Origin of the sequence: Myxococcus sp. AB056 (genome assembly GCF_006547365.1) — a bacterium.
Taxonomy (GTDB): Bacteria; Myxococcota; Myxococcia; order Myxococcales; family Myxococcaceae; genus Myxococcus; species Myxococcus virescens.
This window is the reverse complement of record NZ_VHLB01000127.1, coordinates 1-19,419: the sequence shown is the minus strand read 5'-3', so window position 1 is coordinate 19,419 and position 19,419 is coordinate 1. Positions and strand designations below refer to the sequence as shown.

18 protein-coding genes are annotated in these 19,419 nt (G+C 68.8%); 6 read left to right on the top strand and 12 right to left on the bottom strand.

Annotated elements, in window-relative coordinates:
• The coding region (locus tag FMP39_RS38300) for a molecular chaperone DnaJ (protein WP_228558574.1) at positions 1–4,289 on the bottom strand (4,289 nt) is incomplete at its 3' end.
• Between the two features lie 34 nt (positions 4,290–4,323).
• Complete coding sequence (locus tag FMP39_RS34115) at positions 4,324–4,827, bottom strand: tRNA (cytidine(34)-2'-O)-methyltransferase (RefSeq protein WP_141594190.1); 504 nt, start codon at positions 4,825–4,827, stop codon at positions 4,324–4,326.
• A 17-nt stretch (positions 4,828–4,844) separates the two neighbouring features.
• On the opposite strand from FMP39_RS34115, the gene FMP39_RS34110 reads away from it, so the two are divergent.
• Positions 4,845–5,201, top strand: coding sequence for a DUF192 domain-containing protein (locus tag FMP39_RS34110; RefSeq protein ID WP_011552129.1), 357 nt, complete (start codon positions 4,845–4,847; stop codon positions 5,199–5,201).
• 119 nt (positions 5,202–5,320) lie between these two features.
• Positions 5,321–6,085 carry a Stp1/IreP family PP2C-type Ser/Thr phosphatase gene (locus FMP39_RS34105; protein WP_141594189.1) on the top strand — a complete coding sequence of 255 codons (765 nt, stop codon included), beginning with the start codon at positions 5,321–5,323 and terminating at the stop codon, positions 6,083–6,085.
• A 10-nt stretch (positions 6,086–6,095) separates the two neighbouring features.
• Here the strand turns inward: FMP39_RS34105 and FMP39_RS34100 are convergent, their stop codons facing one another.
• Both FMP39_RS34100 and FMP39_RS34095 read right to left on the bottom strand, forming a co-directional pair.
• Positions 6,096–7,124, bottom strand: coding sequence for a nucleotidyltransferase family protein (locus FMP39_RS34100; RefSeq protein ID WP_141594188.1), 1,029 nt, complete (start codon positions 7,122–7,124; stop codon positions 6,096–6,098).
• A gap of 1 nt (position 7,125) precedes the next feature.
• Complete coding sequence (locus tag FMP39_RS34095) at positions 7,126–8,166, bottom strand: aminoglycoside phosphotransferase family protein (protein ID WP_141594187.1); 1,041 nt, start codon at positions 8,164–8,166, stop codon at positions 7,126–7,128.
• A 290-nt stretch (positions 8,167–8,456) separates the two neighbouring features.
• Between FMP39_RS34095 and FMP39_RS34090 the strand changes: the two genes are divergently transcribed.
• A complete protein-coding gene (locus FMP39_RS34090) occupies positions 8,457–9,824 on the top strand; it encodes a pyridoxal-phosphate dependent enzyme (protein WP_011552125.1) in 1,368 nt (455 codons plus the stop codon).
• 75 nt (positions 9,825–9,899) lie between these two features.
• Here the strand turns inward: FMP39_RS34090 and FMP39_RS34085 are convergent, their stop codons facing one another.
• The 7 genes from FMP39_RS34085 to FMP39_RS34055 form a co-directional block, all read right to left on the bottom strand.
• Entirely contained in the window at positions 9,900–10,340 is a 441-nt protein-coding gene (locus FMP39_RS34085; RefSeq protein ID WP_141594186.1) for a MaoC family dehydratase, read from the bottom strand.
• Between the two features lie 10 nt (positions 10,341–10,350).
• On the bottom strand, positions 10,351–10,890 hold the full coding sequence (locus FMP39_RS34080; protein ID WP_011552123.1) for a hypothetical protein: 540 nt from the start codon (positions 10,888–10,890) through the stop codon (positions 10,351–10,353).
• Between the two features lie 3 nt (positions 10,891–10,893).
• Positions 10,894–11,892 carry a hypothetical protein gene (locus FMP39_RS34075; RefSeq protein ID WP_141594185.1) on the bottom strand — a complete coding sequence of 333 codons (999 nt, stop codon included), beginning with the start codon at positions 11,890–11,892 and terminating at the stop codon, positions 10,894–10,896.
• Between the two features lie 106 nt (positions 11,893–11,998).
• Positions 11,999–12,421 carry a hypothetical protein gene (locus FMP39_RS34070; protein ID WP_141594184.1) on the bottom strand — a complete coding sequence of 141 codons (423 nt, stop codon included), beginning with the start codon at positions 12,419–12,421 and terminating at the stop codon, positions 11,999–12,001.
• Between the two features lie 149 nt (positions 12,422–12,570).
• Complete coding sequence (locus tag FMP39_RS34065) at positions 12,571–13,716, bottom strand: cystathionine gamma-synthase (RefSeq protein WP_141594183.1); 1,146 nt, start codon at positions 13,714–13,716, stop codon at positions 12,571–12,573.
• A 45-nt stretch (positions 13,717–13,761) separates the two neighbouring features.
• Complete coding sequence (locus FMP39_RS34060; RefSeq protein ID WP_141594182.1) at positions 13,762–14,523, bottom strand: crotonase/enoyl-CoA hydratase family protein; 762 nt, start codon at positions 14,521–14,523, stop codon at positions 13,762–13,764.
• A gap of 55 nt (positions 14,524–14,578) precedes the next feature.
• Positions 14,579–15,265: a UdgX family uracil-DNA binding protein gene (locus FMP39_RS34055; RefSeq protein WP_141594181.1), complete on the bottom strand. Its 687-nt coding sequence runs from the start codon at positions 15,263–15,265 to the stop codon at positions 14,579–14,581.
• On the opposite strand from FMP39_RS34055, the gene FMP39_RS34050 reads away from it, so the two are divergent.
• A complete protein-coding gene (locus FMP39_RS34050; protein WP_194858679.1) occupies positions 15,264–16,250 on the top strand; it encodes a class I SAM-dependent methyltransferase in 987 nt (328 codons plus the stop codon). The genes FMP39_RS34055 and FMP39_RS34050 overlap by 2 nt on opposite strands.
• A gap of 18 nt (positions 16,251–16,268) precedes the next feature.
• On the opposite strand, the gene FMP39_RS34045 is transcribed toward FMP39_RS34050, so the two are convergent.
• Entirely contained in the window at positions 16,269–17,465 is a 1,197-nt protein-coding gene (locus tag FMP39_RS34045) for a Dickkopf N-terminal cysteine-rich domain-containing protein (RefSeq protein ID WP_141594179.1), read from the bottom strand.
• A 236-nt stretch (positions 17,466–17,701) separates the two neighbouring features.
• Between FMP39_RS34045 and FMP39_RS34040 the strand changes: the two genes are divergently transcribed.
• Both FMP39_RS34040 and FMP39_RS34035 read left to right on the top strand, forming a co-directional pair.
• Positions 17,702–18,370 (top strand): RNA polymerase sigma factor, encoded by a 669-nt coding sequence (locus FMP39_RS34040; RefSeq protein WP_141594178.1) that lies wholly within the window; start codon positions 17,702–17,704, stop codon positions 18,368–18,370.
• A partial coding sequence (locus FMP39_RS34035; RefSeq protein WP_228558573.1) for a FecR domain-containing protein occupies positions 18,357–19,419 on the top strand: 1,063 nt, incomplete at its 3' end. The genes FMP39_RS34040 and FMP39_RS34035, both read left to right, overlap by 14 nt.

The following is a 19,419-nucleotide window of genomic DNA, read 5'->3' as shown; positions in this document are numbered from 1 at the left end:
GCCGGGGCGGCGGGTTCGCTCGTGGGCGAGGGCGTGGCGCCCGGTGCGGAGGGCGGGCGCCCACCGAGGACCCCCATGTTCTCCATGGCGCGGCGCAAGAGACGCTGCCGCCGGAGCTTTGCTGCCTCGTCGGGGTTGGAGGGATCTGCCGCCAAGTCGTCCTCGTCAAAGTCCCAGTCGTCCAGGTCTCCGGACGGCTCGTCCCAGTCAGTCTGGCCAGTTGGCCATGAGTTGTCACCGGGGAAGGCCCCCGATGAATCGGGTGCTACTGGTTCGATGGTCGCCTCGACAATGGCCTCGACAGGAGGCTCGTCGAAATCGACGTTCGCCTGATTGACATCCGAGCGGACGAGCGACTCCAGGTGCGTATCGACCTGGAGGAGCGCGGCCTCGAACGACGCGGTCAGGGTGTCGGCGCCCTCGTCCTTGTCGAAGGCGACGATGCGCCAGAGGTCCTCGTCCCCTGTCTTGGGTGCGGCCGGGCGCGGCGGCGGCGCGGACGGTTGGGTGGCCCAGCTGGCATCGTCCTCCTCGTCGGGGGTCGCCTCCAGCAGGATGTCCGCGTCGTCTTCGGCGACAGGCGTGAGGACCGGAGGTTCGCCCGCGGCGGGTCGGGTCGCTGGAGCGGGCAGTGGCTCGGCGACGGCCCAAAGCTCGGGCTCGGGTTCGACTTCCAGCAGCGGGAGTTCCGACTCGGTGTCGGACGCAGCGCTGAGCGAGATGGCCTCGGTGTGCCACTGCTCGTCCTGGACGGGGACGCGGTCCTGCGTCCGCGTGGGCGGTGTCGGCAGGGGCGGCTCGTCCGCGAGCCATGGCTCGAGCGGCTGGGACTTCGAGCGGCGGAGGGCCTCCTCCATGTCGTGGAGGAGCTCGGCCTGAGCCTTCTGCCGGGCGATACGCAGGGCGTCCGCGCTTTCGGGCAGAGCGGCCAGGTCCAGGTCGGCTGCACCGGCGTTCTGGACGGCGTCCGCCCAGGAATCCGGCTCGGAGGTCTGTGCGGGAAGCTCGGTGAGCAGGATGTCGCCCACATCGAGCGTGAGGGCCTCGACATCCTCGGCCGCGAGTTCGGGGATGGAGTCGGACTGCGTGGACTCTTCGGCGGGACGGCCTTCGTCTGCCTGACGGGCCTGCTCGGCGGCGCGAGCTTCCTTGCCGCGACGGACGGCATCGGCGCGGTGGCGTTCGACCTCCAGGCGCAGCTCTTCGGCCTGGCGGGCCTCTTCGGCCTGACGGGCCTCTGCCTCGACGCGCGCGACCTCGGCGAGGCGGGCCTCCTCTGCGGCCCAGATCTCCTCCGCGCGGCGGGCTTCTCTCGCAAGGCGGGCGGACTCCGCGAGACGGCGCTCCTCGATGAGGCGGGCTTCTTCGGCAAGGCGTTCCGCCTCGAGCCGAGCCGCTTCCGCGAGACGGGCCTCCTCCGCAAGCCGCTCCGCCTCTTCCGCCAGGCGTTCTGCCTCGAGCCGAGCGGCCTCCGCACGCTGCGCCTCTTCCGCGAGGCGGCGCTCTTCTTCGAGCCGCGCTTCTTCGGCCAGACGGGCCTCTTCCGCGAGGCGGCGCTCTTCTTCGAGGCGAGCTTCTTCGGCCAGACGGGCCTCTTCCGCGAGACGCGCCTCTTCTTCCGCCAGACGACGCTCTTCTTCGAGCCGCGCTTCTTCCGCCAGCCGAGCCTCTTCAGCCAGACGAGCTTCTTCGGCGAGGCGCGCCGCCTCAAGTAGAGCCGCTTCTGCCAGACGAGCTTCCTCCGCCAGACGCTCCGCCTCTAGCCGGGCCTCTTCCGCGAGACGACGCTCCTCTTCAAGGCGCGCCTCTTCCGCCAGCCGAGCCTCTTCCGCCAGCCGAGCCTCTTCCGCCAGCCGAGCCTCTTCCGCCAGCCGAGCCTCTTCCGCCAGCCGAGCCTCTTCCGCCAGCCGAGCCTCTTCGGCCACGCGACGCTCTTCTTCGAGCCGAGCCTCTTCTGCGAGCCGAGCCTCTTCGGCCACGCGACGCTCTTCTTCGAGCCGCGCTTCTTCCGCCTGCCGAGCCTCTTCAGCCAAGCGCGCTTCTTCGGCTACGCGAGCCTCTTCTGCGAGACGAGCCTCTTCCGCGAGCCGTGCCTCTTCCGCCAGACGACGCTCTTCTTCGAGCCGTGCCTCTTCCGCGAGACGAGCCTCTTCCGCGAGGCGACGCTCTTCTTCGAGACGAGCCTCTTCTTCGAGACGAGCCTCTTCTGCGAGACGAGCCTCTTCCGCCAGACGACGCTCTTCTTCGAGCCGTGCCTCTTCCGCGAGACGAGCCTCTTCCGCGAGGCGACGCTCTTCTTCGAGCCGTGCCTCTTCCGCCAAGCGGGCCTCTTCTGCGAGGCGAGCTTCTTCGGCGAGACGGGCCTCTTCCGCGAGGCGAGCTTCTTCGGCGAGACGGGCCTCTTCAGCAAGGCGCTCCGCCTCAAGCCGAGCGACCCCTGCGAGACGGGCCTCTTCCGCCAGCCGAGCCTCTTCAGCCAAGCGCGCTTCTTCGGCTACGCGAGCCTCTTCTGCGAGCCGAGCCTCTTCCGCGAGCCGACGCTCCTCTTCGAGACGCGCCTCCTCCTCCGCTCGCTGCCGCGCCTCTTCGGCTTGCCGAGCCTCCTCGGCAAGCCGCTCCGCCTCGAGCCGCGCCTCTTCCGCCAGCCGAGCCTCTTCCGCGAGCCGACGCTCCTCTTCGAGACGCGCCTCCTCCTCCGCTCGCTGCCGCGCCTCTTCGGCGAGCCGAGCCTCCTCGGCAAGCCGCTCCGCCTCGAGCCGCGCCTCTTCCGCCAGCCGAGCCTCTTCCGCGAGCCGACGCTCCTCTTCGAGACGCGCTTCTTCCGCCAGCCGAGCCTCTTCAGCCAAGCGCGCTTCTTCGGCTACGCGAGCCTCTTCTGCGAGACGAGCCTCTTCTGCGAGACGAACCTCTTCTGCGAGACGCGCCTCTTCCGCGAGCCGTGCCTCTTCCGCCAGACGACGCTCTTCTTCGAGCCGTGCCTCTTCCGCGAGACGAGCCTCTTCCGCGAGACGAGCCTCTTCCGCGAGACGAGCCTCTTCCGCGAGCCGACGCTCCTCTTCAAGGCGCGCTTCTTCCGCGAGACGAGCCTCTTCTGCGAGACGAGCCTCTTCCGCCAGACGACGCTCTTCTTCGAGCCGTGCCTCTTCCGCGAGCCGAGCCTCTTCCGCGAGGCGACGCTCTTCTTCGAGCCGTGCCTCTTCCGCCAAGCGGGCCTCTTCTGCGAGGCGAGCTTCTTCGGCGAGACGAGCCTCTTCCGCGAGGCGAGCTTCTTCGGCGAGACGGGCCTCTTCAGCTAGGCGCTCCGCCTCAAGCCGAGCGACCTCTGCGAGACGGGCCTCTTCCGCGAGACGAGCCTCTTCCGCCAGCCGGGCCTCTTCAGCCAAGCGCACTTCTTCAGCGAGACGAGCCTCTTCCGCGAGCCGACGCTCCTCTTCAAGGCGCGCTTCCTCTGCCAGCCGAGCCTCTTCAGCGAGGCGAGCCTCCTCCGCCACACGGCGCTCTTCTTCGAGCCGAGCCGCCTCCGCGAGCCGAGCCTCCTCGGCAAGCCGCTCCGCCTCGAGCCGAGCCTCCTCCGCCCGCCGCCGCTCCTCTTCGAGCCGCGCCTCCTCCTCCGCTCGCTGCCGAGCCTCTTCCTCCTCCCGTCGAACCCGCTCGCGCGCCTCCCAGTCCTCCACGGAGAGCGCCTGCACCCAGCCCTCGCGCTCCAGCACGAGCAGCAGCGCTTCCTGCGCTGGAGTCAGCGACTCCGGCTCACGGAACTCCGCCAACGTCTCCAGGAACGCCCGCTCCGAAGCATCCGCGAGCCACGGCCCACAGGCCTCGACATCCTCGCACCGGAACACCCGCGCCGCCGCGCCGCCATGAATCGGCCCCTCCAGCGCCGCGCGCACCACCCGCACGCCCGCGATGGGCTGAAACCCCTCCGCCTCCACCGTCCCCGGTTCGAACGCGGCCTGCTCCGCCAGCACACTCAACCGCCGGACATGCGCGAGCACCTGCTGCTCCGCCACCACCTCCGGCACCAGGTTGAACGCCTCCAGCGTCTCCTCGTCCGGAGCCCCTGCCCCACCCCGCGCCCACAGCGTGTCCAGCGCCTCCGCGTCCAGCAGCCCGGACTGGAGCAGGGCCTGCGCCGGGCTCTGGAACCCGAAGCCCAACTGCGTCCCCACGAGGTTCCCCTCGCGCAGCCACAGCCGGGACTCGCGCCCTCCCGAGGAAAGCGTGAGCCTCCCGGTGGCTCGGGACTTGTGGGCGGAATAGAGCGCTTCGGCGGCCTGCGACGGGGTCATGCGTCGCCGCAGTGTAGTCCCTCTACACGGCCCCTCAACTTGCCGGGGGCGCTTGCCTGCCCGCTCCGGCGAAACGGACCTGTCGCAGGGCCTCATAGGCCCCGATTCCCACCGACGTGGACAGGTTCAGGCTCCGGCGGTCCTCCAGCATGGGAATGGTGACAGCCGTCCCCGTGCCCCCCTCCATCACCTCCGGCGCCAGCCCGGACACCTCCGAGCCGAACACCAGGTGGTCCCCCTCCTCGAACCGGGCCTCATACAGGGATGTTTCAGCCCGGGCGGAGAAGAGCCACCGCCGGGCGTCCGGGTAGTCCGCCGCATAGGCCGCGTAGGTTGGATATAGGCGGAGAAATACCTTGTCCCAGTAGTCCAGCCCCGCCCGCTTGAGCTGCCGGTCGTCAATGGAGAAGCCCAGGGGCTCCACCAGGATGAGCCGGCAGCCCGTCACGGCGCACAGGCGGGCGACGTTGCCGGTGTTGGGGGGAATCTGGGGAGAAACGAGGACCAGGTGGAGAGGACGCGCCAGGGGCTCGAGCATGGGGTAGAAGGCGCTACATGCGCTGGAAGGTGAACAACGAGACGCGGCAACGGCTGCTGGCGGACCGGGCCGACAAGGCCACCTCGTTCCTCCAACGGTTCAAGGGACTCATGGGGCGCCGCTCGCTGGAGGTGGGCCAGGGGCTCCATATCGTCCCCTGTAACTCCATCCACACTTTCTTCATGCGCATCCCCATTGACGTGCTGTTCCTGGACGCCCAGGGCCGCATCGTCAAGCAGATGCCCGCCTTGCCGCCCTGGCGTGCGACATCCGTGTATTTCCAGTCACGCTCAGTCCTGGAGCTTCCCGCGGGTGTCCTCGCGGCCAGCGGCACCCAGGAAGGGGATGTGCTGAGCTTCGAGCCGGTTCCTTGAGGCCCTGCCCGAAGTGCCCCTGCCTGTCAGGCCGGGATGCACGAGTTTTGACCGATTTCCGAGCGCTTTGTTAACCTCCAGCGCCACGTTTTCTCGCCCCTTTAGAAGAGTTCTCGCGCATGCGCATCGAGGTAGCTGGCAGCACCCACGTTGGGATGAAGCGGAATCACAACGAGGACAACTTCCTGATGCTCCCGGAAGAGTTTCTCTTCTGCGTGGCGGATGGCATGGGCGGCCACTCGTCTGGAGAAATCGCCAGCCGCATCGCGGTGGACGAGCTCGGCGAGTTCTACAAGCTCACGTCCAAGGACCAGGACTGCACCTGGCCCTTCAAGATGGACAAGACGCGCAACTATGACGAGAACCGGCTCGCCACCGGCATCAAGCTCGCCAACGCGCGCATCTTCGAGAAGGCCAGCTCCGAGTCCAAGTACAAGGGCATGGGCACCACCATCGTCACGGTGCACTTCGGGCAGACTGCCGTCTACGTGGGCCACGTCGGCGACAGCCGCGTGTACTACTTCCGCGGCGGCGCCCTGAAGCAGGTGACGGAGGACCACTCCCTCCTCAACGACTACCTCAAGGCGAAGAAGCTCTCGCCGGAGGAGATTGAGAACTTCCCCCACAAGAACGTCATCGTCCGCGCGCTGGGCATGAAGGAGAACGTCCAGGTGGATGTCTCCCGCGTGGAGCCGCAGGAGGATGATGTCTTCCTGCTCTGCTCGGACGGCCTGAGCGGCATGGTGACGGACGCGCAGATGCAGGAAATCCTGCAGCGCACGCCGGAGCTGGAGAAGGCCTGCTCGCAGCTCATCGACATGGCCAACGCCGCAGGTGGCAACGACAACGTCACCTGCGTGCTGGCCCGCTACCACGCCGCCTGAACGGCGGCGCTCAGCGCCCCTTCAGCGGCGCGGCAATCCGGTGCGCGCCCCAGGCGAGCACCTCGGAGAGCGACTCCCCGGAGGACACCTCGGTGTCCTCGAACACGGTGGCTCGCGAGAGCCGCGCCCCCGAAGCCACCTTCGCACCCGGCTCCAGCGACACGCCCGGCCCCACGGTGGCTCCGGCGGCCACCGCGCTGCCTCGCCCCAGGTACACCGGGCCCTCCGCCGTGCCGTCCAGGCGGGCCTCCGCTTGCGACCAGGTGCCACTCGCGCCGCGCGCGGTCCCCGCCAGCGGTGAGTCCGCGCCCAGCCACTCCAGCCGCACGCGCCCGGCAAGCACGTCCTGCACGGTGGCGAGGTAGCGCGACGGCGTGCCCAGGTCGGACCAGTACCCGTCCACCCGCACGCCACGCACCATCTGCCCGGCCTCCATGGCACGGACATAGACTTCGCGGTTGATGTCCTCCTCACCTCGCGGCGACATGAAGTCGAAGACGCGCGGCGACATCACGTGCACGCCGGTGAAGTGCCACGGCGATAGGCCCTCACCGCCAGGGCCATGGCCGGCGATGCGGCGCACGCGCCCTTCCGCGTCCAGCTCCACCGCGGCGTACGTCTCCCCCGCTGGCATGGGCTGCAGCACCATGGAGGCCAGCGCGCCGGACGCCTGGTGCACCGCTACCACCGGCCGCAGGTCCACCGGGTAGAGGATGTCGCCGTTGAAGACGATGAAGTCGCCGTCCGACAGGAAGTCCCGCAGGCCGCGGATGCCGCCGCCGGTGCCCTGGATGACGGGCTCGTTCACCACGTGCAGCGGAAGGCCCGCACGAGCGCACTCGGCGCGGGCCACCGCCTCCATGGTGTCCGGCAGGTGGTGGGTGTTGATGCCCACCGCCGTCACGCCCGCGGCCTTCAGCACCGCCAGGTGGTAGCGCAGCAGCGGCTGTCCCAAGAATGGCATCGCCGGCTTGGGCCAGCGTTCGGTGAGCGGGCGCAGGCGCGTGCCCAGGCCCGCGCAGAGGACCATGGCCTTCATCTCAGGCCGCCAGCTCCGGGACGTACTTCGCCACCAGGTCCTGCAGCTTGCGCAGCTCCGGCCGCCGCGCGAAGCCGTCACGCACGTAGCGCAGCGACGCGGGGATGGACACCAGGAAGCCCGGGTTGCCCTTCACCCGGTTGATGAACTCGAAGCGGCCCGCGTCCTTCAGCTTGCGCTGGATGGTGAGCAGGTCGAAGAAGGCCTTGAAGGACGCCGCGTCGATGCGCTCGCCGCTCACCTCCTGGAAGGTGGCGATGTAGCGGTCCAGCATCGCGTCCACGAAGTCGCGGTCCAGCTCCACGTAGCTGTCGCGCAAGAGCGCCACCAGGTCGTACTGGCGCGGGCCCTGGAGCGCATCCTGGAAGTCGATGACGACCAGCTCGCCCTCCTTCATCATGATGTTGCGGCTCTGGTAGTCGCGGTGCGTGAAGCCACGCGGCGCGGCGGCCAGTTGCCGGGCGATGTCGCGGAAGGTGGCGTCCAGCTCGGCGCGCTCGGCGTCCGTGGGCTTCTTGCCACTCCACGCCTCCAGGCCCCACTCGCGGAAGTGGTGCAGCTCCCAGTCGTAGAGGTCCTCGTCGAAGGCGCGGGTGAAGGCCAGGCAGTCCGGGTCCTCCGCCTTCTCCGCCGCCGCGCGCAGGCGCGCCAGCAGGTCCACGGCGCGGGTGTAGAGCGCCTCGTGGTGCTTGCCGCCCTCCAGCGCGGACTCGAAGGTGATGTCACTCAAATCTTCAATCACCATCATCCCCGCCGGTTCGTCGTAGCGGTGGATGCGCGGCACCCGCACGCCCAGCTTCTCCAGGTAGCGGTGCACGTTGATGAAGGGCAGCTCCTTGGGCGGCTCGCCCTTGGTGGCCTCGTCGCTCTTCTTCGTCGCGTCGGGCGGCATCACCATCACCACCCAGCTCTCGGGCGGCGCGCCAACGCGGTAGTACGAGCGGCTGCTCGCCTCGCCCTTCAGCTTCGTGATGGGGGCGTTGGGAACGGGACGGCCCATGGCCTGTCCCACCTGGTCGCGCAAGGCGGCCTCGAGTTCCATATCGACGGGGTTCTCCGGAGGGGGTTGACGCAAGTCGCACACGAGTATCGGAGGCGCGCCCATCCGGGTCAAAGGCCTGTCCGGGCGGATGGCCGGACGCCCCCCGGGCTGTCGCCAACCCGACGGGGGGCCAGCCATCCTCCCACCTCGTCCGGGTGCGTCGGAACTCCCTGCCCTCCGGGGCGGGTTCAACGCTCTCCAGGGTTGCAAGAGGTCACACGCTGTCGACCGGGCCAGTGCGGCGGCATATAAGACGCGCCGCGAACCCTCATTAACTTACGGAAGCCGCGATGGACATCCACGAGAACATCCTCACCGCCATTGGCAACACGCCGCTGGTCAAGCTCAACAAGCTTGTCGGGCCGAACGACGCGACCGTGCTGGTCAAGTGCGAGTTCATGAACCCGGGCGCGTCCATCAAGGACCGCATGGCGCTCTACATCCTCGAGAAGGCCGAGCGGGAGGGGAAGCTCAAGCCCGGCGGCACCATCGTCGAGAACACGTCCGGCAACACCGGCATGGGCGTGGCGCTGGCCGCGGCCGTCAAGGGCTACAAGTGCATCTTCACCATGCCGGACAAGATGTCCCTGGAGAAGATCAACCGCCTCAAGGCGCTGGGCGCGCAGGTGGTGGTGACGCCGACGAACGTGCCGGCCGAGGACCCGCGCAGCTACTACGAGACGGCCAAGCGCCTGCACCGCGAGACGCCGGGCGCGTTCATGCTCAACCAGTACCACAACCCCGACAACATCGAGGCGCACTACAACACCACCGGTCCTGAGATCTACAAGCAGACCGAGGGCAAGTTCGACTACTTCGTCGCGGGCCTGGGCACCGGCGGCACCATGAGCGGCGCCGGCAAGTTCCTGAAGGAGAAGATTCCCGGCCTCAAGAACGTGGGCGTGGACCCGGAGGGCTCCGTCTACGAGGGCTACTTCAAGACGGGCAAGCTGACCGAGCCGCACGTCTACAAGGTGGAAGGCATCGGCGAGGACATGCTGTGCGGCGCCATGGACTTCACCCACCTGGACGACGTGCGCCAGGTCGATGACCGCCAGTGCTTCATCGCCGCGCGCCGCCTGGCACGTGAGGAAGGCATCTTCGCCGGCGGCTCCTCGGGCGCGGCGATTCACGTCGCGGTGCAGCTGGCCAAGGAAGTGGGCAAGGGCAAGACGATTGTCGTCGTGCTGCCGGACTCGGGCAGCAGCTACATCAGCAAGTTCCACTCCGACGAGTGGATGCGCGACAACGGCTTCCTGGAGGAGAAGGGCGCCGGCACCATCCGCGACATCCTGGGCGACAAGCGCAAGGACGTGAAGACGGCGCGCCGCGGTGACAAGGTCGACCAGGTGGTCGAGACGATGCGCGGCCACGGCATCAGCCAGATGCCGGTGGTGGGCGACGACGGCCGCACGGTGGGCATGGTGCACGAGTACGACCTGCTCAACGCGCTGGTCGCCGGCAAGGCGAAGTTCTCCGACACCATCGACAGCATCATCGCGCCGCTGCAGGGCGCGCTGTCGCTCGACACCAGCATCGCCCGCCTGCGTGAAGTCTTCGCTCAGGACAACGTGGCGGTGGTGAAGGACGGCGAGAAGGTGGTCGGCATCGTCACCAAGATCGACCTCATCGACTACCTGCACCGCACGGCGGCGTAGTCCCCGGCGCGCTCACGCCAGGGAAGCACCGAGGGCCTCCACGTTTCCGCAGCGGAAACGGGAGGCCCTTCGTGTTCAGGGACGCCGGCCGAAGAGCACGTTGGCCAACTCCGTCATCACCACCTCGTCCTTCTGGTTGCGCACCTCCATGCGGAGCTTGATGGCGCCCCGGTCCGGTTTGCTGCGCGACGGCGTGGCGGAGACGACCTCCACCCGCACGTGCAACGTGTCCCCCGGACGCACGGGCTTGAGCCAGCGCAGCTCATCCAAGCCGGGCGAGCCCAGGCTGGACGTCTGCCCCAGGAAGCTGTCCACCAACAGCCGGTGACACAGCGAGGCGGTGTGCCAACCGCTGGCCACCAGCCCGCCAAAGATGCTGTCGCGGGCGCCTTCGTCGCTCAGGTGGAAGGGCTGCGGGTCGAATTGCGTCGCGAAGGCGATGATTTCCTCGCGCGACACCACGTGGGGGCCGTGTTCGCTCACGTCCCCGGGCTGGAAGTCCTCGAAGTAGCGCATGGGCGCTACTTCAACGCGACGTGTCCTTGGATTCCAGTTCCTCCGGGTGGAACACGCGCGAAGCGACGCGGTCCAACACTTCGGAGTTCCACTTGATGCTGACCTTCATCAACCGGCGCATCTCCTTGGCGAAGGCGCGCTCGGACGGCATGCGGGTGTACGTCCGGGCCAGGTAGAGGCCCCGGTTCTCCCGCTCGTAGTCCACGGTGCCGCCACCGGCATCCGTGCCCTCCCGCTCCTCCGCCTGGAAGCCCTCGATGACGCCGGGCTTGGGCGGCTCGCGGAAGCGGTACACCAAGGCGCTGCACTTCAGCGCCTGGGTGTCCTCCAACCACTCGAAGTACAGCGACGCGCCCCCCGCGGAGAGCCCGCCGAAGCCCTGGGGATTGATGCCCGGGCTGGGCGGCGTGCCCTCTTCATGGAGGAAGCCCTGGACCAGTCGCTGGGCAGACTCCCGCGTCAGCGGCGTATCCGCCGGAGCAGCGGGGCCCAGGCCTGAAATCCAGGACCTGAGCAGGCCAGCGAGGCCACTGCGGGGAGCGGTAGCCATGGGTTACTTGTTGAAGTTGCCTTCGCGGGCCTGGTCGAACGGCACGCGGTTCTTGAGGTAGACGTCCTCGAAGCTGTGGCCGTCGAACGGGTTCAGGTGGAACTCGTTGAACTGGTGGACCTTGGAGCCCTTGCCACCGTCCGCGACGGGGTTCCACTTGTCCGGGATGGGGCCCAGGCCGAACATGCTGGGGACCGGGTCGCCACGGTTCACGTAGTGCACGTAGTTCGGGCCGTCCGGGTACGTGGCGGCGGCGCCGCCGAACGTCTCCACGTTGATCTTCCCCATCAGCGACCTGGCGTCCTGCTTGGACATCCCATCTTCGATGCGCAGCCGGTTGTACACGTCGTTCAGCGCGCGGCTGGAGACGAGGCCACCCTGGCTGTGCGCCATCAGGTGCACGTCACGGCCGGCCTTGAGCTCGGTGTAGAGCGCGTCCGCCAGGGTGTCCACGGCGGGGTTGGTACCCTTGTCCAGCTTGTCCTTCACGCACTGGGCCAGGTCCGCGCCCATGCCCTCGGTGGCGTTGTGGATGCCGACGACGCGCGAGCCCGTCGCGTTGGCGATGGCCTGCAGGCTCTCCGACTGGGTCTCCTTCGTCGTCAGGATGCCGTTGACGTAGAGGATGGTCGACTGCGGGTTCGGGTTGTTGGCCGGCGTCACGCCCGGGATGTCCGCCAGCGGGGTGCCCGGCGGGAACGTCGCGCCGTCCGCGCCCAGCAGCTTGCCGTCGTGCACGCGGTCCGGCTGGTTGCCGCCACCGAAGAACTCCTGCACGCCCCGCGCGGCGCCGCCGACGACGTTGCCCACGCCCCGGGCGGTGCCGGAGACGGCGTTCTCGAAGCCGTCCACGAACTGGCCGACCTTGCGGCCACCGGCAGCCGCGGCGTCCTTCACGTTGTCGACGGCGTTACCCACGGCGTCCTGCGTACGGTCAATGGCCTTCTCGGCACCGGTACGGACCGTGTTGATGAGTTTCCGGCCGCGCTCGATGGGGTTCATGGGGGCTCCAGACGATTTGGAAGGAGTGGACTACTAGTGAGGGGATTATCGTCCCAGGGTCCTGGAAGTTGCGGTGCCCCTCACTTTGCCGCACTGCGACAAAGGATCAGCGCCCGAAGACGCGGTCCGCCACCCGGTTCAGGACGGTGCTGCTCCACTCGACGCTGGCCTTCATCAACCGCTTCATGTCGTCGTTGAAGATGGGGATCTGCGGCGCCGTGGTGTAGGTGCGGCTGAGGAACAGGGACTTGTTCTCCGGCTCGAAGTCCACGGTGCCGCCGCCGGTGTCGGTGCCCTTCTTCTGCTCGTCCTGGAAGCCCTCCAGGATGCCCGGCTTGGGGGTGTCCCGGAACCGGTGGATGAGGGCGCTGCACTCCAGCGCCTGCTCCTTGTCGTGCCACTCGAAGTAGAGCTGCGCATCGCCCAGGGCGACGCCGCCGAAGCCCTGCGGGTTGATGCCGACGCTGTTGGGGCTGCCGTTGGCGGCGAGGAACGCCTGCGCCAGCATCTGCGCTTCTTCTCGGGTCATGGGGGTCGGTCTCCAGGGGCGGACACTGCCTGAGCGGGCAGCCTAGCAAATCAGCACGCCGCCTCCACATGACAAGGGCCTCCGCGCGCTTCCGGGAAGGCGAGCGCGGGGAGGCCCTGGAGACCGAAGGGGCCGCGAGGCCCTGACGGCTACTTCGCGGCGTCGAGCGCCTGGGACAGGTCATCCACCAGGTCCCGCGCGTCCTCGATGCCCACCGACAGGCGGATGAAGCCGTCGGTGATGCCCAGCTGCTCGCGCGTCTCCTTGGGGATGGAGGCGTGGGTCATGATGGCCGGGTGCTCGATGAGGGACTCGACGCCGCCGAGCGACTCGGCGCAGGCGAACACCTTCACCGTCTTGAGGAAGGTGCGGGCCGCCTCCAGGCCCCCCTGGATGTCGAAGGTCACCATGCCGCCAAAGCCAGACATCTGCTGCTTCGCCAACGCGTGCTGCGGGTGCGACTCCAGGCCCGGGTAGGTGACCTTCTTCACCTTCGGGTGGGACGCCAGGAAATGCGCCACCTTCATCGCGTTGGAGGCGTGGCGGTCCATGCGCACGTGCAGCGTCTTCACGCCGCGCAGCACCATGAAGCTGTCGAAGGCGCCGGACACGCCGCCCACCGCGTTCTGGAGGAAGTACATCTTCTCTGCCACGTCCTCACGGCTGGTGCAGACGAAGCCGCCCACCACGTCGCTGTGGCCGTTGATGTACTTGGTGGTGGAGTGCGCCACCACGTCGAAGCCGAGGTCCAGCGGGCGCTGGAAGTACGGCGTCATGAACGTGTTGTCGGCGACGGAGAGGATGTTCCGCTTCTTGGCGACCTCGGCGATGCGCGCCAGGTCGATGAGCTTGAGCATCGGGTTGGTGGGGGACTCCACCCACACCATCTTCGTCTTCGGCGTAATCGCCGCCTCGAAGTTCTCCGGCTTGGACAGGTCCACGAAGGAGAAGTGCAGCCCGGCCCGCCGGAACACCTTGTCGAAGAGGCGGAAGGTGCCGCCGTACACATCGTCCGAGACGACCACGTGGTCGCCCGAATCCAGCATGTGCATCAGCATGTCCGTGCCCGCCAGGCCGGAGGCGAAAGCCGCGCCGTACTTCGCCCCCTCGAGCGCGGCCAGACAGTCCTGGAGCGCCTTGCGGGTGGGGTTCTGCGTCCGGCTGTACTCGTAGCCTTTGTGCTCTCCGGGGCCGTCCTGGACGTAGGTGGAAGACAGGTAGACCGGCGTCATGATGGCGCCGGTGGTGGGGTCCGGCTCCTGTCCGGCGTGAATGGCAAGCGTGTCGAAGCGCATGCCGGGGAACTAACACAGTCCCTCCCTGCCCGCAGCAGGACCCGCCTATTCGAACTTCCCGTGACGCCCTGCCCCTTGGGTAAAACGCGTGGCACCGGCAATGGACTCCGACTCCAGTACCTTGACACCGCGGGCGAATTCCTGACGCAGTGCCTCCTCGGTGCCCAGCCCCGCCTGGGTGTAGGCGGAGCGCCGGTCCGCGTTCATGCACGCCTGCGGGAAGGCGGCCACCTCGCGCGCCAGGGCCTCCGCGGCCTCGCGCGACTGCCCCCGGGGCACCACGCGGTTGACCAGCCCCATGGCCAGCGCCTCCTGGGCGGATACAGGCCGGCCCGTGAGGATGAGGTCCAGCGCGCGCGAAAGGCCAATGAGCCGGGGCAGCCGCACCGTCCCCCCGTCGATGAGGGGCACGCCCCAGCGGCGGCAGAAGACGCCCAGGACGGCGTCCTCCTCGGCCACGCGCAAGTCGCACCACAGCGCCAGCTCCAAGCCGCCCGCCACGGCATGGCCGCCAATCGATGCGATGACGGGCTTGGACAGCACCATGCGCGAGGGACCCATGGGGCCATCTCCGTCCAGCTCCAGGCGGGGCATCCGGCCCTCGGAGACGGCCTTCAGGTCCGCCCCGGCGCAGAAGGTGCCCCCTTCTCCATGGAGCACGCCCACCCGCGCGTCCGGGTCCGCGTCGAAGGCCCGGAAGGCCTCCGCCAGCGCCTGGGCAGTGGCGCCATCCACGGCGTTGCGCACCTCCGGGCGGTCCAGGATGACGGTGGTGACGAGGCCGTTCTTCTCGACGCGCACGCTCATGGCGGTGGAGTCTTCTTCCCTCGCGTCCGGACCGCAATCCCGCCGCGGTGCTTCCTTACATGGGCGCGTGCGCGCTCTCCCCTTCCGACAGACCGTGGATGATGCGCGCCACCTGGCGCAAGTCGTCCACGAAGGCCTCCAGAGCAGCCGCCTTCGCCCGAGGGTCCGGCGCGCGGAGGATGGAGGACGGGTGCACCGTGGCCACCACCACCCGCGCCCATTCCGACGCCATCGGCTGTCCACGTGACTGCGTCACCCGGAACGCCTTGCCCAGCAGCGCCTGCGCCGCGGTGGCCCCCAGGCAGACGAGGACGTCCGGGCGGAACACGCGAATCTCCGCCTCCAGCCACGGCAGGCAGGCGCGAATCTCCGTCGTGGTGGGCTTCGCGTGGATGCGCCGGGGCCCCTGGCCGGTCCACTTGAAGTGCTTCACCGTATTGGTGACGTACACCTGCGCGCGGTCGATGCCGGCGGCCTCCAGCGCCTCGTCCAGCAGCCGTCCGGAGGGGCCCACGAAGGGCCTGCCGGCCCGGTCCTCCTGGTCTCCCGGCTGCTCCCCCACCAGCATCACCCGGGGGCCGGGGCGCGGCTGGCCCTCGGGCTCGCCAAAGACAGTCTGGGTGCCCGTGCGCCACAGCGGGCAGGCCTGACACCCCGCGGCGGCCTTTCGGAGCTTGTCGTACGTCGGAGACTCAGGGATGAGGGGGGCCGCGGTGGTCTGGACGGAAGGACGCTTGGGCATGGCTGACACACAAGGTACGCATGGCTCTCACGACGCAACCGGCCCCGAGGGCATGTTCGCCAACCGCCTGCGCAAGGGGGACAAGCGCTTCCGGAAGTGGGCCCGGACGCAAGGGCTGACGGCCTTCCGCGTCTACGACAGGGACATCCCCGAGTACCCGTACGCCATCGACGTCTACGGCGACTGCGTCCACGTCGTGGAATACCCCCGGCGGCGCGCCATCGCCTCCGGTGCCGCGGACACGCAGCGGGAGGAAGTCCTGGCCGCGGTGACGCAGGTGCTGGCCGTTCCCTCCGAGCGCATCTTCGTGAAGACGCACACGCCCCAGCCCTGGGGCCGCTCGCAGTACGGCCGGGTGGGCCAGGACAGCGGGCGCATCGTGGTGGAGGAGCAGGGCCTGAAGTTCTGGGTGAACCTGGGCGACTACCTCGACACCGGCCTCTTCATGGACCACCGCAACACCCGCGCGCGCGTGCGGGAGGAGGCCCGGGGCAAGCGCTTCCTCAATCTCTTCGCGTACACCGGAGCCTTCACCGTCTACGCCGCCGCGGGAGGCGCCGCGAGCACGATGACGGTGGACCTGTCCAACACCTACCTGGACTGGGCCGAGGACAACCTGGACCTCAACGGCCTGGCCAACGCGCGGCACACGCTGGTGCGCGCGGATGCCAAGGCCTGGGTGGAGGCCCAGGCCGACGCGCCGGAGCGGTACGACCTGGTGGTGTGCGACCCGCCGTCCTTCTCCACGTCGAAGAAGATGTCGGGCAGCTTCAACGTGCAGCGCGACCACCCGCGCCTGCTGGCCGCCATCCGGGCGCTGCTCGCGCCCGGTGGCGTCCTCTACTTCTCCAACAACTTCCTTGGGTTCCAATTGGAACCGAAGGCCACGCGGGGGATGGAGGTGGAGGAAATCACCCCTCGCTCCATCCCCGAGGACTTCCAGCGCAAGGAGATCCACCGGTGCTGGCGCATGGTGGCTCCCTGACGCTGGCGCCCGTCCCGACTACAGCCAGCAGACGTTGTCGATGCAGCGCTCGCCGGCGGGGCACTCGCAGGTCGCCTGACAGGAGTTGCCGCTGCCCGTGTTGACGGGCTTGCAGACGCCGTCCGTGCAGACCTGACCGGACGGGCACTCGCAGTTGGCGCGGCACACCGGGGTGGACGTCCCGGCATCCTGCACCGGAGGAGGCGGCGGCACCTTGCACTGGCCGTTGGAGCAGACCTGGCCCGACGGGCAGTCGCAGTTGGCCTGGCAGGACGGGCCCGTGCCCGCATCTGGCGGCGGAGGCGGCGGGGCCGGCGGACGGCAGTAACCGTTGGTGCAGACCTCACCCGAGGGGCAGTCGCAGTTGGCCACGCACGTCTGGCCCGGGTCCGGCTGCGGCGGCTTGCACTGGCCATTGAAGCAGACCTGGCCGGCGGGGCACTCGCAGTTGGCGCGGCACTGGCCTCCGTCCGGAATGGGCATGCAGTAGCCAATCTGGCAGCTGTAGTCGTCCGGGCACTGGGTGGTGGAGTCGCAAGCCGCGCGGCACTGCCCATCCACGCAGTCCTTCCCGCCGGTGCAGTCCGCCGCGGTGGAGCAGGTGTTCGGGTCCACCGGGCGCGGACGGCACAGGCCGCTCACGCAGGTGTCCGTGGCGTCGCACCAGGAATCGTCATAGCAGCCGCGGATGCACTGGTTGTTGATGCAGTAGTTCCCCGCACCGCAATCCATGTTCACCCGGCACAGCTGAGGAGAACCCCCGTCCACGCCTGCATCCGGGCGCGTCCCACCGTCGGAGCCAGCGTCTGGACGCGTCCCCCCGTCCGTCCCCGAATCCGGGCGCGTCCCGCCATCAGAACCCGCGTCCGGGCGCGTCCCGCCGGTCCCAACGCAGTAGCGGTCGTCGCACCGCTGGCCCGAACCGCAGTCGGAGTCACGCGAGCAGAACTGCGAACAGACGCTGTTGATGCAGATCTGCGACCCGGGGCAGTCCAGAGAGGAGGAACACTCACCCGAACCAGGTGGAACGGTCCGACAGACGCCGCTGCGGCAGCTCTCACCGGTACCGCAATCCTTGTCGGACGAGCAGTAGCAGATGTCGTCGTCGTAGTCGTCGTACCAGTCATCCTCTCCATGGACGATGCAGCCTGGGAGGACGGCGAGGACGGCGAGCAACGGCAGCCACATGAGGCTACGTATGGGGGTGTTCCGCATGAGTGGGGACTCCGAGAACTCAGGGGTACCGGTCCGGCCACCGGGGGTGCTTTCCGGCTTCAGAAGCGATGGACTCCGTAGCGCAGACGGATGATCAAAAAATTTATTTGATCGGCTTTCGTCTTTCCGGAGACCCATGGCCATGGAGGTATGTAGTGGCCTGGACCTTTCAGTCGGTCACCGGGCCGGGCTCGCACCGCGCCGGACCCCGACCACCCGTTGAGGGAGAACCCCTGGTGTTCCTGCGTGGAGCCCGCTCATTCGCGCACGTCACCCACCTCCCCGAGGAGCGAAAGGGACGTGACGTGTCCGGCGTTCCCGCCCAGGACGAGGCGCGGCTCCAGGCACTGGTCCGGCGCATTCAGGAGGGCGACCTGACGGCATTCGAACAGCTCTATGCGCTCACGCAGGCGGATGCCTCGCGCACCTTGTGGCACCTGGTCGGCAACCGCGTGGACGTGGAGGACCTGCTCCAGGAGGCCTATCTCCGGCTGCTGACAGCCGTGAAGAGCTACCGGGGTGAGTCCCGGTTCCGGACCTTCTTCTATCGCGTGTGCTCCAACGTGGCCCTGTCCCACCTGCGCTGGAAGCGGCGTCGGCCGGAGGACTCCGTCTGGGAGCTGCCGGAAGCGGCGGCGGAGGGAGACGACCCCGAGCGGGTGGCCTCGCGGCGTCAGGCGGCCCGGCTGGTGGAGCTGGCGCTGGAACGGCTGAAGCCAAAGAAGCGCATCGTCTTCGTGTACTACGAGCTGTGTGGAATGAGTCCGGACGAGATTGCCGACGCCGTGGGCAGCTCACCCAACACCGTCCGCAGCCGCCTCCACCATGCGCGGCTGGAGTTCAACGAAGCCATGCAGCGATTGCTCGGCGCCAACCGTCCCGGAGGTTTCCATGGCGCGACATGAGCACCGCTCCCTCTGGGCCCTGGCCGCGGGCGAGTTGGACGCAGATGCGAGCGGACGGGTGGAGGCGCACGTCGCCACCTGCTCCGAATGTGCCCAGGCGCTGGAGCAGGTGCGGCAGTCCCGCGCCGTCCTCCAGGAGGGCCGCGGCACCCTGCCCGCGCCGCGCACGGACGCCATGAGCGAAGGGCTTCGCGCGGAAGCGGCTCGGCGCATGGTGCGCAGCGCGCCCAGCACCCGCTGGCCGTGGGTCGTGGCGCTCGCGGGCGTCTGCGCGGCGATGCTGGCGTTCTGGATGGTTCGCGCTCCCCGGGCAATGGATGAGAGCGGAGCGCACGTGGCTCGGGGGGATGCACCCGCTGCTCCTGCGTCGGGTGCCGCCGTTCCGTCGAACGGAGGTGACGCGGTTCCCACGGTGCCCCCGGCGCCGGAGTCCGCTGCTCACATCGCGGCCGGCAGCGAGCCGTCTGTCCCCACGAATGCAGCGGAGAAGCCCGACGCCACCACGGAGACGGAACGGGTCGCCGTCGCGGGTGCCATCCTGCGCGAGGCGGGAGGCGCGGAGCGCGCGCTCAAGCCCGGCATGCGGCTGCGTTCAGGCGTGGCGGTGCGGACGCCCGCGCGCTCCAGTGCGTTGCTTCGGCTGCCGGATGAGAGCCGCGTTCGGCTGTCGGCGGGCTCGGAGGTGGAGCTGTCCCGCGCGGAGTCGCGCGATGTGCACCTCACCGTGAACAAGGGACGCCTGTCCGTCGAGGCCTCGCACACGGCGCGCCAAGGATTCATGGTGGAAGTGGCGGGCCTGCGCGTCTTCGTGGTGGGCACTGTCTTCACGGTGGAGCGCACGAAGGACGGCGCCGCCGTGGCCGTCGCGGAAGGGCAGGTCCGCGTCGAGGCGGAAGGTCAGCCGCCGCGGCAGGTCGGTCCTGGCCAGCGGGTGGAACTGCACGCGGCGACGCACACGCTGAAGCCGCGGAAGATGTCGAAGCCGGACCTGCGGGCCATCGCGGAGCTCCGGGACCCGGTGGACGAAGTCCCCGTGAGCCCGCCCCGCC